Annotated in this window: 14 protein-coding genes; all 14 read right to left on the bottom strand. The window is 47.0% G+C overall.

What is annotated here, in order from left to right:
• Window positions 1-140 precede the first annotated feature (140 nt).
• Complete coding sequence (radA, locus tag OXN25_16850) at window positions 141-1,502, bottom strand: DNA repair protein RadA (GenBank protein ID MDE0426521.1); 1,362 nt, start codon at window positions 1,500-1,502, stop codon at window positions 141-143.
• A 69-nt stretch (window positions 1,503-1,571) separates the two neighbouring features.
• Window positions 1,572-3,134: an MlaD family protein gene (locus OXN25_16855; protein ID MDE0426522.1), complete on the bottom strand. Its 1,563-nt coding sequence runs from the start codon at window positions 3,132-3,134 to the stop codon at window positions 1,572-1,574.
• Between the two features lies 1 nt (window position 3,135).
• Complete coding sequence (locus OXN25_16860) at window positions 3,136-3,915, bottom strand: ABC transporter ATP-binding protein (GenBank protein ID MDE0426523.1); 780 nt, start codon at window positions 3,913-3,915, stop codon at window positions 3,136-3,138.
• Window positions 3,916-3,946: 31 nt separating this feature from the next.
• Window positions 3,947-4,636 (bottom strand): hypothetical protein, encoded by a 690-nt coding sequence (locus OXN25_16865; protein ID MDE0426524.1) that lies wholly within the window; start codon window positions 4,634-4,636, stop codon window positions 3,947-3,949.
• Between the two features lie 255 nt (window positions 4,637-4,891).
• Entirely contained in the window at window positions 4,892-5,716 is an 825-nt protein-coding gene (locus OXN25_16870) for an ABC transporter permease (protein ID MDE0426525.1), read from the bottom strand.
• A gap of 5 nt (window positions 5,717-5,721) precedes the next feature.
• Window positions 5,722-7,053, bottom strand: a complete 1,332-nt coding sequence (dnaB, locus tag OXN25_16875) for a replicative DNA helicase (GenBank protein MDE0426526.1) — start codon at window positions 7,051-7,053, stop codon at window positions 5,722-5,724.
• A 2-nt stretch (window positions 7,054-7,055) separates the two neighbouring features.
• On the bottom strand, window positions 7,056-7,502 hold the full coding sequence (gene rplI / locus OXN25_16880) for a 50S ribosomal protein L9 (GenBank protein MDE0426527.1): 447 nt from the start codon (window positions 7,500-7,502) through the stop codon (window positions 7,056-7,058).
• Window positions 7,503-7,648: 146 nt separating this feature from the next.
• Window positions 7,649-7,849 carry a 30S ribosomal protein S18 gene (gene rpsR / locus OXN25_16885; GenBank protein MDE0426528.1) on the bottom strand — a complete coding sequence of 67 codons (201 nt, stop codon included), beginning with the start codon at window positions 7,847-7,849 and terminating at the stop codon, window positions 7,649-7,651.
• 152 nt (window positions 7,850-8,001) lie between these two features.
• A complete protein-coding gene (gene ssb, locus OXN25_16890) occupies window positions 8,002-8,472 on the bottom strand; it encodes a single-stranded DNA-binding protein (GenBank protein MDE0426529.1) in 471 nt (156 codons plus the stop codon).
• A gap of 87 nt (window positions 8,473-8,559) precedes the next feature.
• A complete protein-coding gene (gene rpsF, locus OXN25_16895) occupies window positions 8,560-8,937 on the bottom strand; it encodes a 30S ribosomal protein S6 (GenBank protein MDE0426530.1) in 378 nt (125 codons plus the stop codon).
• Between the two features lie 295 nt (window positions 8,938-9,232).
• A complete protein-coding gene (locus OXN25_16900; GenBank protein ID MDE0426531.1) occupies window positions 9,233-10,093 on the bottom strand; it encodes a methyltransferase domain-containing protein in 861 nt (286 codons plus the stop codon).
• Window positions 10,094-10,105: 12 nt separating this feature from the next.
• Window positions 10,106-10,942 carry a class I SAM-dependent methyltransferase gene (locus OXN25_16905; protein ID MDE0426532.1) on the bottom strand — a complete coding sequence of 279 codons (837 nt, stop codon included), beginning with the start codon at window positions 10,940-10,942 and terminating at the stop codon, window positions 10,106-10,108.
• A 102-nt stretch (window positions 10,943-11,044) separates the two neighbouring features.
• Window positions 11,045-13,657, bottom strand: coding sequence for a TonB-dependent receptor (locus OXN25_16910; protein MDE0426533.1), 2,613 nt, complete (start codon window positions 13,655-13,657; stop codon window positions 11,045-11,047).
• A 145-nt stretch (window positions 13,658-13,802) separates the two neighbouring features.
• Window positions 13,803-14,704: TonB-dependent receptor (locus OXN25_16915; protein MDE0426534.1), on the bottom strand; the 902-nt coding region annotated here is incomplete at its 5' end.

Genomic DNA, 14,704 nt, shown 5'->3' on the forward strand with positions numbered 1-14,704 from the left:
CTCTGCCAGCAACTCAAATCACCCTCACTCAAATTTAACGCTGCGTAAGTCCTATGAAAGTTGTAAAACCGTCAATTTACTTACAGAAATCTATGATTCATACAAGTTTTTACGTTATACCAATTGGTCACGAATAAGTATCACAACAAAGCACTCAAACTATCATATACATCTTTAACACCTATCAATTCAATGTGTTCCTCAATTTCCAATCCTTTGCGGTTGTATTCAGGGAAGATCGCCCGTGTGAACCCTAACTTCGCAGCCTCACGAATGCGCCTTTCGACATGTGTTACGGGTCTAATCTCGCCACCGAGTCCAACTTCCCCAATCATGACAGTCTGCCGATCTATGGGTATCTCTCGATAACTTGAGGCTATTGCCATTAGCACGCCGAGATCAATCCCTGGTTCAGCGACGCGCAACCCACCCGTAATATTAACAAAAACATCAGCACCCCCAACGTCAATACCGACCCGCTTATTGAGGACTGCGATAAGGAGCGCGATCCGGTGCCGGTCAACACCTGTAGCAGTGTTGCGTGGATTTCCGTGATTGGTAGGTACAACAAGTGCCTGAACTTCCATAAGTAGCGGGCGCGTCCCTTCCATACTTGAAACCACAATAGAACCTGAAACCTCCTCTTCTCTATTACTTAAAAAGAGTTCAGATGGGTTCATCACATCTACAAGCCCTCTGTTCTGCATTTCAAAGATTCCAATTTCATTCGTGGAACCAAATCTATTTTTAATCGCCCGTAGGACGCGATAGATATGATGCTGCTCACCTTCAAAATAGAGAACCGTATCCACCATGTGTTCTAAAATACGAGGGCCTGCGAGAGTACCATCTTTTGTAACATGACCGACGAGAAATACGGGAACATTCCGGTTCTTCGCACAAATTAAGAGGTGTCCGGCACACTCGCGAATCTGGGTGACACTCCCAGGCGCAGACTGAATACTCGACAAATAAACCGCTTGAATAGAATCGACAATAACAACCTTGGGGTTAAGCGTCTGAATATGTTTCTCAATCTGCTCCAAATCATTTTCACACAGCACATAGAGCGTATCAGACACAACTCCGAGACGCGTCGCCCGTAGCTTTGTCTGGCTAACAGACTCTTCACCAGAGACATACAGGATGTCCCCATAGTTCCGGCTCAAAGCGTCACTGGCTTGAAGTAGTAGGGTAGACTTACCTATTCCCGGATCGCCACCGATGAGGACCACGGATCCGGGGACAATTCCGCCACCGAGTACTCTATCAAACTCAGACATGCCTGTCAAGTGCCGTTCTACCTCACTCGCCATAACCTGTGAAATGGGTTCAGGTTCACGGGAGGCTTGTCCGATCCCGCGGTGTTTTGATGATGTCGCGAGTTGCTCTATCTCTTCAGCAAAGCTCTGCCAACTTTGACACCCAGGACATCGTCCGAGCGATCTTGGCGTTGTATATCCACACTCCTGACAGACAAATCTACGCTTCTCTCGTGCCATCTCTAATGTTACCAATCGTTCTGTTGCAGGTGAGGCTTCCAACCATAAAAGTTCCGCGCTGTTATAACACTACCACTCATTGGCAAAAAAGCGGAACCCTGTTGTCCAGCGTCGTTCGTTAGTTAAGTTCTCTACACCAACCAAGAACTGACCATATTGAAAAAAGCGCAATGCTAATTCCGTGTTTAGCTCGGGTTGCCCACTTGTCAATCCGACCCCTTCAAAACTGATACCTATGCGTTGGGATAACAACCACAGATCAAGCCCCATACCGACCTTGGAGCGCATGAAACCTGCTCGTGCTCGAAAATAGTCCGCTACATCGTACGCATACTGGAATTCAAAGCGAACGTTCTCGTCTCGAACCCCAAGACCGAATCTGTAGTGAGCATTCGGACCCGAAGATAGTGAAAACGCTAATTCATTATGGAGACGCTCTTGAAGACTCAAATAACGGAGTTCATAATCCCAGCCAATCTGTGGCGGATCAAAACGTCTCAACTGCTCTTCGGTACGTTGGGAGAGCCTTGTCACACTCGCCATCGTTTCGTCAACATTTTTCAAGGTGCGGCGAGCATCTTCAAGCGGACCTCGCGTGTTTAGCAATTGCGCGATAGTCCCATCGCTGTCGTTGACGGCTGCGAAGAGACGATTGACGTTTTTCTCAAGTTTAGCGAACGCAGCAGTTGTCGTCTGTAAGTCCTTAAGAATTGGCGCGATACCTGCTTCACTTGTTTCTATAGCACTGCTTCCTTGCGAAACAAGCGCAGAAACCTCAGCACTCAAAGTAGCGAAATTCGCACTAAAATCTGCCGCTATTTCTCGAAATTGGGTCGCGCTTATCCTTACATCCGTCAAAATGGTATTGAGTTTCGGCGCGTTATGATTAATGAGCCTGAAGAGTTCACTTGTAATGTCACTCACTTGGCTGCTTACCATGATGGAATCGCCTTCCAACTGAGAGATAAGGTTATTTACCTTGATGAGTGTCTGCTGGAAACGTCTGTCATTTTCAACGGCGAGCTGCGTCAAGGTCTGGACAGTTTCCCCAGAGTCAATGCTTAACTTCTCAATAGTTTTCCCAGTCAATGCCACAACCTCGCGAATCTCTTTGATAGCGAGTTGAATGGCTTCTTGGTTAGCCTGCAGGACTTCATTGGCAGCGGTTGTGAGTTCAATAGCCTGTGTCATACCCGCACTCGTCTGTTCAAGAAGTTCCAAAGCATTGACCGGATCCCTGCCAACAATGGGAAGGTTCGCTGGTTTTAGGGGTGGATTCCCAATTGGACCATTGTTGAGAGCAATATAAATTTCACCCACAAACCCGTTCATAGAAATGTTCGCCCCACAGTCTTCTCTCAACCATTGAAACGCATTCTTGACTTTCGCCTCAATGCGGACATTATTTGCCTCCGGTTGGAGTTCAATGCTGGTTACTTTGCCGATTTGGACACCAGATAGATAGACCCCAGCACCCACATAAAGCCCATTCACAGATCGGAATTGGAAGGTCACGTCATCGCCAGCAGTCGCCCAGGGCCAATTCTCAGCATTTGTGAGAAGGATTGTGAGAAATACGATGGCGATTAAAACCATCACACCGACTTTCACAGACGCTGTCCAAAAATTCATGCTATCTCCCCAAATATCTTTTCAAAATCGGATTTTCCATGTTGAGAATCTGGTCTGGTGCTCCAAATAGAATAAACTGCTGCAAAACAGGATTCTCGTTGTTGATAATTTCATCGGGAGTCCCGTAGGCAATCTGTTTACCTTCATGAATCATAGCCATCCGAGTCGCGACACTAAAAGCACTGTGCATATCGTGTGTCACCACAACAGAGGTAACATTCAACTTTTCGTGTAGATCGTTGATGAGTTGATTGATTTCAGTGCATGTAACCGGATCAAGTCCAGTCGTAGGTTCATCGTATAAAATAACTTCCGGATTGAAGGCGAGTGCGCGTGCGAGTCCAACACGTTTTCGCATACCACCGCTTAATTCGGCCGGACGTAACTCCTGAACACCACTTAAATCAACAAGACTGAGCTTTTCATCAACAATTTTACGGATATCCTGCTTGCTGAGGTCTGTATGCTGATCAAGCATAAAAGCAATATTTTCTGCGACAGTCATCGAATCAAACAGCGCAGCAGATTGGAAAAGCATTCCAATGTTTCGACGGATGATATTGACTTCTTTGGTGCCGAGGCGCGAGATCTCCGTACCATCAAACCAAATCTCTCCGGAATCGGCGGCCATTAATCCAGTAATAATCTTGAGCAAAACACTTTTTCCAGACCCGCTTCGCCCCATAACTACGATCGTTTCACCGCGTGGAATCTCAAGGCTCAACCCGTTCAAAACGTTTTTTCCGCCGAAGCTTTTGGTGACATTTCTAACTGAAATCATCAAACTTCTTCGGTGTGGAAATCCCCTGTCTTTAGACGGGGGAGGAAACACCGCTCCTGTAGTTGAAATTTAAGCGCGTGAGAACTTGAAAGTTGGTGCGTTTTGCATTGACTGTTAATCGTTTTCCATCTAAGGCGTATAGCGAAAATCTGCCTTTGGCATTGATACCTGAGAGTCGCGTGATCCCGTATTGGACGTGTCGTATCAATGTATTTTTAGCAAGACCTTTTTCTAACACAGTGCCACCATAACGTGGACGTTTTCCGCCTTTTTGTGGGTTCTGTCTGTGAAGTTCACGTCTGCGTATAGGAATAGGGGATATGCAGAATATATCGGTATTCTCGGGTGTATCAGAACCGCCAACGGTATAATACGCTAAACACCAACTACCTACGCAATGGGCTTCAAAGGTTTCTGAAAGTTTCTCATGAGACTTCTTAAGTCCAAGCCTATCTCGTATACCCTTTGTTTTCCAACCTTGTAAAGTTAGCAACTCCCACTGTTTTTCAACTTCGCAATAGAACCACTGTTTACCGATTTCCAAAGGACTAAACGACTGATTCCACTTCTTTGCACGCTGTAGAGTTCGTGCTTTAATATCTTCTACACAGACGTGCGTGACGGGATACAACTTCGAGAGCCACTCAATGAGCACACCCGCTTTGTTAGCATGTGTCGGCATGAGTTGTTTGCCAGACTTACTTTTGACAGGAACAAACATAGTTTGTAATCTCCCTTACAGGTTGTGTGTTGCCCCATCCAGATCGCGGTATCAGCGTTTACATAGGACTTGGGGAGCATCCTAACCACCTTTGCGTGCCACCACAGATACAACGATATTTTACTGTAGTAAAGAACTTAATCTTTAAACAGGGAACGTGCGGCTACGCTATGTCAAAGCACCTATGCTTTAGCAAGGTGATCTTTACATTTAATAGTGGTTAGTTGTCGGTAAACCGATAACTATAAACTCAGATTACACCATACCTAAGATATTAAAGAGCACATGATTTAAGACGAAATCCAAGACGAGAATAGCTATAAGCGAGATGACAGCAGAGCCAGTTGTAGCAATACCGACTCCCTCTGCCCCCCCAGCAGAGGAGATACTAAAACCCTTGTAACAACCGACAGCTGCGATCGCCATTCCAAAGGAGGTAGCCTTAATGAGACTAATCAACACACTGCCAACAAAGAGGTTCTTTTGAACCTCGGAAAGGAAAAAGTAGCCGTTCACATCAAATAGTGTTACAACAGCGATGAATCCGCCTGCAATACCCGCAAATGTTGAAAAGATCGTAAGCGTCGGCAGCATAATAGAACAGGCAAGAAATCGAGGGACAACCAAATACTTGACGGGATTCGTCCCCATCACCTCAAGCGCATCAATTTGCTCTGTAACCTTCATTGTGGAGAGTTCAGCGGTAATCGATGCTCCGATGCGTCCGGCAAGCACAAATGCCGTAATCATCGGACCCAGTTCCTTTACGACCGAAACACAAACAAACCTTGCCACCGAACCTTCTACAGCATACGGCTTCAGCTGAATATAGCCTTGAACCCCCAAGACCATTCCGGTGAAAAACCCAGAAACAATAACCACAGCTAAAGAATTGAAACCGATCAGCAATAACTGTTTAATCAGGAGATCAAACTGAAAAGGGGGACGAAAAATTTGAAAGAGCGTTTGAAAAAACAGTGTAAAGGCTTGCCCTATCTCAGAAAGCACACGGTGCAACCGACTTTTGATTGAATGATAAACCCCACCCGAGGATTCGTGTATAGTGGATTGCTGATCCATATTTTTTAACTCAGATTTTCAAAGCGCATCTGTTTTTTGGTAAAATAGAGCACGACTGTCCCCGTTGGTCCGTTGCGCTGTTTTTTTATCATGAGATTTGCTTCAACCCGATCCCCAGCTTCCTCCTCCTCGTAGTAATCTTCTCGATATAAAAACGCGACGAGGTCGGCATCTTGTTCAATTGCCCCGGATTCTCTTAAGTCAGAAAGCTGCGGTTGTTTATTTGGACGGCGTTCTACTTCGCGACTCAACTGCGAGCACGCAATAATTGGCACATCAAGTTCCCAAGCAAGAACTTTCAAGGCACGCGAGATCTCAGAGATCTCCTGTTCGCGAGAATTGTATCTGCCAGCTCCTCTGAGGAGTTGCAAATAGTCAACAATAATAAGCGCCAGATTGTTGTGCTCCCCTTTTAGTCTGCGTCCTTCGGCACGCAGGCTCTGAACAGTAAGACCCCGATTATCATTGATAAGAACAGGTGCCTCCGCGAGCCTACCCGCTGCCTCGGTCAAGGGTCGCCAATAATCTTCACTAAAATTACCCGTTCGGAGCCGCCCGAAATCAATGTGAGATTCAGCAGATAACATGCGCATAACGATGTCCTGTGCAGGCATCTCAAGGCTAAAAATGGCAACTGGCCGCTCTTGCTCAAGCGCGATGTTTTGTGCCATATTCAGCACCAAAGTCGTTTTGCCCATACTCGGTCGGGCGGCAATAATGATAAAGTTGCCGGGTTGTAACCCAGAGGTCATGTGGTCAAAATCCATGAAGCCTGTTGGTACGCCTAAAAACCGATCGGATTTATGATAGAGTTTTTCTATAGCGTCTATGCTATCTGAGATGAGTGGCTGGATTGGGTAAAACCCGCGTTGTGCTTTGTCTTGACCGATTTCAAAGACAGATTCCTGCGCTTGATTAAGGATTTCCGAGAGTTCTATGCTTTCATCCTTGGCGACCTCGCGGATCTGTGAACCTGCTTGAATCAACTGGCGGCGTGTTGACTTTTCATAAAGGATATCGGCATAAAACTCGGTACTCTCCGTCTCAACAATAGGTGCTTGCAGTTCATAGAGGTAGCTTGTACCACCGGTCCTATTAATCTGATTCGTCCGTCTGAGTTCGTCAGCAACGAGAACCGGATCGGCGTTGCTAACGCGCTCATAGACAGCAAGAATAGCTGTATAGATTAACTGATGATCGGTCGTGAAGAATGCCTCAGAAGTATGTCCGAGGAGGGCAATTACACGAGGAATCACCGACTTCTCAGTCATCATTGCACCGAGTACCGCCTGTTCAGCCTCCTTATCAGAAAGAGTCTCAACCGCTTCTGCCTGCATGATTACGCTTCACGTTCAACAACCACCCGGAGTTCAGCGTGAACGTCGGTATGCAACCTGACAGGGACCATGAACACACCGAGTTCACGAATCGGTTCTGCGAGTTCAAAGAAGCGTCTTTCTAAATCAAATCCCTCAGCACTTAACGCCTCCGCGATATCCATAGGGGTAACAGAACCAAAAAGTCGGTCATTTTCGCCAGCACGCCGACTTAGCGTGCATGTAACTCCGGCAATTTGTGCAGCAATTTCACGTGCCTGTTCTCTATTTTTCGATTCTTGGTGATCAATAACCCGCTTTTGGTGCTCAAAGTGTCGACGGTTCCGCTCGGTTGCATGGACCGCCAATTGCATGGGCAAGAGGTAGTTACGCGCATAGCCATCAGCAACGTTCAATACATCACCTGGGACACCAAGTCCTTCAATACTTTCCTTTAAAATCACTTCCATAATTAAAACCCTAATTGGTTGTCGGTCTTCAGTCTTTAGCTAAAGAGATACTTTCTAACAATTCACCGCGCCTTGGCGTACGCCAAGCTTGGGTTGATTGTTACTAGCACCCTCTTAACCGACAACTGATAACTGATGACTGACAACTATTGCGTAAACGGCAACAATGCCATATTACGAGCACGCTTCACTGCGCGCGTCACCATTCGCTGTTGTTTCGCCGAGAGTCCAGTAACACGGCGACTCACTATTTTCCCACGTTCGTTAATAAATTTTTGCAGCGTATCGACATCTTTGTAATCAAAAGATTCGATCTTGTGAAAGCGCTGCCGCCGACGGTATGCCATATAATCTTGTTCCTTCTGTATTAAGTTGCGCGCCAATTAACTTGACGCGCTATATGTTTGCCTGTCTCCGAGAGAAAAAGAAAAGCAGAAATGACATAGAGAAGAGTCGCCATATCACACTGACGCTCCAAAAAACATTGCTTTTACTTTCCTTAAAACGGTATATCATCGTCCGTTGAGGAAGTGGTACTGCTTGCTTGGGGTGCGGGTGCTTCTTGATACGGTGCAGATTGCGTCGGAGCTGCTGCGGGTTGAGCATTCGCATAACCACCGCTCATTTCATCTTCATCACGCCGCCCAACAAATTGGAACCGCATAAGTCTGACTTTGAGTCGATTCCGCTTAGTGCCATCTTCGGCTTCCCATGAATCGTATTTGAGGGAGCCCTCAACCAAAATCGGTCTGCCTTTACTGAAATATTCACCTACAATTTCAGCTTGCCTACCCCATGCTTCTACGTCAACAAAACAGGCAGATTCTTTCTTTTCACCAGTCTGCTGATCCGTGTAAGTTTCATTCATAGCCAACCCAAAATTGGCTACGGCTGTCCCGCTCGGCAGGAATTTCACTTCAGGGTCGCGGGTAAGGTTTCCCATCAGGATGACCTTGTTGTAACTTGCCATGGTTTCTCCTCTTCAAACATTCGTTTAGACTTTTGGCATCAGTCGAAAAGCCAAAACTCGTTTTTTTAAATCTGGATGATGCTCACTTTATTCAGGCGTTGCCGTGTCTTGAGATCCGCCATCACTATTGGGTGTCGCTTGCTCTGCCTCGGCGGCGAGTTCTGCTTTTAACTTATCGATATCGTCCTCGTATCGGACAACCATGTAACGTAGAATCGTTTCAATAACACGCAGAGATTGGTTTAGTTCAGCGACAAAACCCGGTGCACTCTCAAAAATGTAGAGCACATAATAACCTTCACTACGTTTCTGGATCGGATAGGCGAGCCGCTTTTTTCCCCAAGGATCAACTTTCAGGAGAGTTCCGCCATTTTCGATAATGCTCTTTACTTGATTAGTAAGAGTCTCTGCTTCGCTCTCATCATAGTCAGGGGTGATGATAAGCAGGAGTTCGTAAGGATTCAAATTTTTATGCCTCTCTTTGGACCAATGGCTCCACTGCGATTTCAACAAAAGCAGGGAGCAGAGATTAGTTGTGTAAATTCCACCTGATGTACACACTGAAGATGTAATCACACTTTGGATGGAATTTTATTCACCCATTGTTAATTTGTATAATTATACCACATTTTAAGACCTATATCAACCCAAAAACCATTTTTTTTGCAAAATTACCTAAAAAATGATAACAGTTTTTCATAGGAAAATGAGCAGAAGTCCTTTGGAAAAGTCGGAGCAATTCACAAAGATTTTTAGGCATTTAAATTGGAAACACTGCGTGCGCCGTCACATGTAACGGTAATAAGAAAGGACGTTTTGATGCAAGCACCTCTTGGCGGAGCCGTGCCGCTAAGGTATCCAAACCGACCTGCTCTGCCGTCGCCAGCCTGTATTTTTCCAGAAGTGGAAGGAGGCTCTGAAAGATAGTTACCATGTATCGATAACCCGCCCATGCTTCTGCTGCACCAATTGGAGATTCAAGGTGCATCGCTGGTGGCGGCAAACCTGCGTCTATAAAAGCGCGATACAATCCGATCCCCATGTCAAGGTGTGCCCCTGAATGCTCAAACACCTCTAAAATCCACGCAATGAGTTGGTTTATAAGCGGTGTGTCGGGATGTATGAACGCAGGATAGAGCGTGTATTCGGGTTCCTGAAACGCGACGATACCGCCCGGTTTCACATGCGCCATGAGTTTCGCAAATGCCGTCCGAGGATCCGCCATATACATCAGGACAAACCGTCCGACAACTGCATCAAACTTATCTGGAAAGTCAAGCGTTCGCGCATCACCAGCAATAAATTCAACGTTCCGCATGCCAGCCTCGGCAGCACGCTGACGGGCTGTGTCGAGAATCGCTGCATTAACGTCTACACCAATAACCTGCCCTGTCGGTCCAACGCGTTCAGCAAGCGTGAGAGCGACATCACCAGCACCGCTACCAATTTCAAGGACGCGCATCCCTTCAGCAATACCAGCGCGTCTGCAGAGCCGAGTTGTTGACTCCCCATAGATTCTGGATTGCTCAATGAGGCGTGTCGTTTCATGTGAAGTGCGTCCTAACGTATAGGTGGCATCGTGACTTGACGTATATGGGTTCTCTGAACGATTTTTCGCCATCTACAGAGCCTTTTAGGATGCGAGGGTCGCATACGCCGTAATATGCGGTGGCAAGAGGAGCGGTCGTTTTGACGTGGTGACTTCCGCTTGAATCCGATCCGCGAGTGTGTCGACATCTACCTCTTCAGCTGTGGCAATCCCGTACGCTTCCATGAGCGGAACGAGGCTCCGGAAACTGTTGGCGAGATACTCAAATCCGGGCCAGCCCTCAGGACCACCCATCGGTGCCTCAAAGTGTAAGGTCGGTTCAGGCAAACCCGCATCAACGAATACACGGTAAAGTTCCATACCCATGTTGAGATGTGCCCCTGAACGTTCAAACACCGTGAGTCCCCATTCGACCAATTGGTTTATCAAAGGTGTGTCCGGATGTATAACCGTCCGGTAGAGCGCGAGCTCAGTATCCTGAAACGCGACAATCCCGCCGCGGCGAAGATGCGTAACTAACTTTTTAAGTGCCTCTGCTGGATCTGCCATATACAGCAGAACAAGCCTACCGACAACGGCATCAAAGTCGTCGGGAAGGTCAAGCGTTCGGGTATCACCCGCAATGAATTCAATGTTCGTAAAGCCTGCTGCATCCGCTCGAGCTTGCGCCGTCTTAAGGATATCTGGGTTGAGATCCACACCAACAACGTTTCCATCGGGACCGACGAATTCAGCGAGCGTAAGAGCCACATCCCCGGCACCACTCCCAACATCAAGGACTTTCATACCCTTGGCGATACCGCTTCTAAGAAAAAAACGCCGTGTTACATCGTCGTAGAGTTGTGATTGTTCAATTAAGCGTTCTGTTTCTTCTTCGCTGCGACCCATTGTATATTCTGCATCTCTGTTTTGATTGCTCATTATTAGTTACCTCACTTTTGAGAAAATAGGATAAAGACTGCTTTTTGCGTTGAGCAACGGTTTTAAACCGCTTCCCAACGCAAAATATGAACTGTAGAATTCCTAAAAACTATAGCCAACTTTGGTATACCAGAACGCACCACCAAATCCATACGGACTATATTCGCCGAAAGGTCTACCAACGATTCTGGCTGGAAATTCTTTAATATCGTAGGGCACGTCAGGTCCCTCCGCCGAAGTAATATTATCCGGTTCAACATTGAGGACATTATTCACGCCAACTGTGATCCCCAAGTTTTCGAGGAGTGCGTAACTGACCTCAAGGTCCACGAGAAACGCGCCGCCATAGGTTTGCGCACCTACAGCATTCTCGTACCAAGGACCGTAATAATTGATTCTCCCCAATACACCTAAACTATCACCGATGCCTTGTGTCAGGGTCACATTGCCACGATGGCGAGGAACCCCCTCCTCTAATAAACGGACACGCGTGTCGTCAAGGATATCAGGATTACGCTTGGTTACTGTGGTTCCCGTGTAGTTATAGGCGAGACTCAAAGCACCGTCCAGTATGGGTGCTGTAAGAATCACATCAAAACCTTGGGTGCTTGTTTCAAATTCATTGGTAAAGAATCGGAATTCCTGCAAATTTCCGGCACTCGTAATACCTTCAGCCACGAGCTGCTGGATTTGTGCCTCAGTAATGTCTTGTCCTCGCTGGAAATCTTTCGAGGGAGCCAACCGATCTTCCACTTTGATGTTGAAATAATCAACAGTGATACTCGCAATAGCGTGGTTGATAACCGTTCCAACCGTGAAATTCTTTGACTTTTCCGGCTCAAGTGCCTTACCACCCACCAAACCAGCGGCAGCATGCGTAGAAGGAATAGTCCCTTTATTAACTAACGTATTGTTTTCACCGAACTCCGTTGTGACGTTAAAGGCATTCTGCTGCCCGGGGGTCGGTGCTCTGAAACCGGTGCTGTAACTACCACGGACTCTTAAGTCAATAACAGGATCAATTGAAAGCAATTCTTTGAACGTGTCGGCAATGCCATAGTTCGTTGCGATTTTGTAGTTGACTGTACTCCCAAAATCGTCAAAGTACTCACCACGGACCGCAGCATTAACCGTCCAGAAGCCAATCGGTTGCAACTCGCTTTCCAAATAACCCGCGAAGTTAGAACGCGTCCAACTTCCTTCGGCAATATCACTGAAACCGGGGAACCCGTTGGATCCTGAACTAAATCCCTGGCTTGCCAACGGACCGATCTCCCAAGACTCAATCTGACCCTGCACAATCTCAAAGGTTTCTGTTCGATATTCCAGCCCAGAGGCGAGAAACACCCTATCGTGCAGTGGATAGGTTAAGTCAAGGTTGATGTTGGTATCCGCTTGGATATAATCTCCTGGGTCAAATTCAGTCGGTGTGTCCGGTCCAAGCGAGGCATTGACTGTATTCCTGATAAAGAAATCGGAGGCGTGCCGTCCATAGGCAGCACTCAAATCCCACCCCACTTCCGCCAAAACCGCGCTCTTCAGACCAACGAGGAGCGAAGCATCTTGGGTATCAGCACCGAAACGAGGGGTAAACCCACCGGGAAAAAGTTCTTGGAACGTGAAAAGATTCGGGTCAGAGAAAACCTGTTGTAAGGCAACCGGATCAGGGATGTTGTTGGTTATTTTGACTACAGGAACTTCACCTGTGCCTGACAATCTTCCAATAAGTAAGGTTTCCCCATCATCATTACTAAACACAGCGGGTCGGGTATTGGGATTTCGGAAGTAGAAACCGCCTTCAACTTCCTTCTGTGCATAGTTCGCATGACCGTAGAACTGAATGTCATCGGTAATGTTTGCCCCATAGTTTGCGAAAAGTTTGATGTCGTTTCTAATAATAGGGTGTCCCCAAGGTTGCGCTGGGTCAGCAACATCGGTATTTCCGACACCGATAAGCGCGGCGGCATCATCGCGTTGTACCGAGCGATCTGTCTCGTTCATGCCACCGTATTCTAAACTGAGATTCGTCCAGAGATGTTCCCGCCCCAAACCGATGTTCCCAGCGAGGGCGTACATCAGACCGTCCCCGGCTTGGAAAATACCGGGTTTGATTTCAAAAGACCCGCCTTCATAACTGTCTTTGAGCTGCAGGTTCACGACCCCTGCGATCGCATCGGAACCGTATTGCGCCGATGCCCCATCTCGTAGCACCTCCACCTGTTTCAGTGCGATGGAAGGGATGGGAGAAAGATCAGCACCTTGCGCCCCATCGGACAATCCATTTCCGAGCCAAGCAATTACAGAGGCACGGTGGCGGCGTTTACCATTAACCAGTAACAACGTATGATCTGGTGCCAACCCGCGCAGATTCGCTGGGCGGACGACAGTAGCTGCATCGGCGATTGGCTGCGCATTAACGTTGTAAGATGGCACTAAGTTTCTCAACAGGTCTGGCAAATCCGTGCTTCCCTGTTTGATGAACTCATCACTGGGTAAAACATCAATCGGGACAGCGGATTCAAGAACCGAACGCGGTTTCGCACGCGTTCCGACTACAACTATACCCTCAAGCGTTACGACCTCCTGTTCAGATGTTGTATCGTTTGATTCCATTTCAGTCTGTTGTGCTACCGCTATAGATGCCAAACCCATAAAAATAACTAAAACAACATGTATCAGCAGCGGTACCGTTTTAAAAGCAAGCCCGACTTTCATACATGAAACTCCTTCATTTTTTAGTTAAGAAAACATCCTCATCTAAAGCATAATTTACATACACAACTTATATAAATTGAATAGGCGCGGTTTTCAACCGCGCCCATTGAGAAAAGCATATTTCAGTACTTTTCAGGAAATAGTTTTAGAAACCGTATCCGACTTTGGCATACCAGTACGCCCCATCAAACCCAAAAGGACTGAACTGTCCGTATTTGTTGCCGACAGAACCAGCACCATTCGGATTTTCATCGGGATAGGTATTAAGAATATTTCTGCCGCCGAGCGTGAGTGCCAATCCGCCCCCCACGGTGTAAGTGGTTTCCAAGTCGAAAATAACCCTTCCAGTGTATTCTCCAGTGCCTGGTACATCAGGATTCTGTAAGTAATCTTCAGAATCGAACCAACCACTGAAATAACTGGCGCGTCCGAGCACTCCCCACGCATCCGTTATGGATTGAGCAATAGTCAGGCTGCCGCGGTGTTCGGGTAGATTCTCTTGCAGTTCCCTGATTCGATGATCGTCCAGCGTGTCTGGATTGTGATCGGTAACCGTGGTGTTCGTGAAGTTATACACAGCAATGGCATTTCCGTTGGGTATTGGTGCTGTAACAACAAAGTCAATACCATTGGTTGTGGTACTGAAGTCGTTGATAAAGAACTGGAATGTTTCCAGATTCGCTGCACTGGTTACACCTGCGGCGATGAGCTGCGTCTTCTGGGCATCAGTCAATGTAAAGTGTTGTGACACCGATAACCGGTTTTTCAGCCGAACATCAAAAAAGTCCACCGTGAAATTTACGCCCAAAATATCAACGGTAAATCCACCTGTGAAGTTATTTGATGTTTCTGGGTCAAGCGAGTTATCTTCCTCACCCGTCACGACACCAACAGCGGGGTTGGTGGAAGGAATTGTGCCTTTATTAACGAGATCACCCTTTGCAAAATCGTATTCAGTGGTAATGTTGAACGTATTTTGCTGTCCGGGTGTGGGTGCGCGGAACCCGGTACTATAACTTCCCCGCAACCGCATCGTTTCCGTAACCT

The organism is Candidatus Poribacteria bacterium (assembly GCA_028820845.1).
Classification (GTDB): Bacteria; Poribacteria; WGA-4E; order WGA-4E; family WGA-3G; genus WGA-3G.

Excerpts from the sequence above, each read along its gene's own strand:
- OXN25_16900 (MDE0426531.1), bottom strand. The coding sequence starts at position 10,093 with ATGGCGAAAAATCGTTCAGAGAACCCATATACGTCAAGTCACGATGCC.
- OXN25_16855 (MDE0426522.1), bottom strand. The coding sequence starts at position 3,134 with ATGAATTTTTGGACAGCGTCTGTGAAAGTCGGTGTGATGGTTTTAATC.
- rpsR (MDE0426528.1), bottom strand. The coding sequence starts at position 7,849 with ATGGCATACCGTCGGCGGCAGCGCTTTCACAAGATCGAATCTTTTGAT.
- OXN25_16905 (MDE0426532.1), bottom strand. The coding sequence starts at position 10,942 with ATGAGCAATCAAAACAGAGATGCAGAATATACAATGGGTCGCAGCGAA.
- OXN25_16860 (MDE0426523.1), bottom strand. The coding sequence starts at position 3,915 with ATGATTTCAGTTAGAAATGTCACCAAAAGCTTCGGCGGAAAAAACGTT.
- OXN25_16870 (MDE0426525.1), bottom strand. The coding sequence starts at position 5,716 with ATGGATCAGCAATCCACTATACACGAATCCTCGGGTGGGGTTTATCAT.
- OXN25_16910 (MDE0426533.1), bottom strand. The coding sequence starts at position 13,657 with ATGAAAGTCGGGCTTGCTTTTAAAACGGTACCGCTGCTGATACATGTT.
- rplI (MDE0426527.1), bottom strand. The coding sequence starts at position 7,502 with ATGGAAGTGATTTTAAAGGAAAGTATTGAAGGACTTGGTGTCCCAGGT.
- dnaB (MDE0426526.1), bottom strand. The coding sequence starts at position 7,053 with ATGCAGGCAGAAGCGGTTGAGACTCTTTCTGATAAGGAGGCTGAACAG.
- ssb (MDE0426529.1), bottom strand. The coding sequence starts at position 8,472 with ATGGCAAGTTACAACAAGGTCATCCTGATGGGAAACCTTACCCGCGAC.
- radA (MDE0426521.1), bottom strand. The coding sequence starts at position 1,502 with ATGGCACGAGAGAAGCGTAGATTTGTCTGTCAGGAGTGTGGATATACA.
- OXN25_16865 (MDE0426524.1), bottom strand. The coding sequence starts at position 4,636 with ATGTTTGTTCCTGTCAAAAGTAAGTCTGGCAAACAACTCATGCCGACA.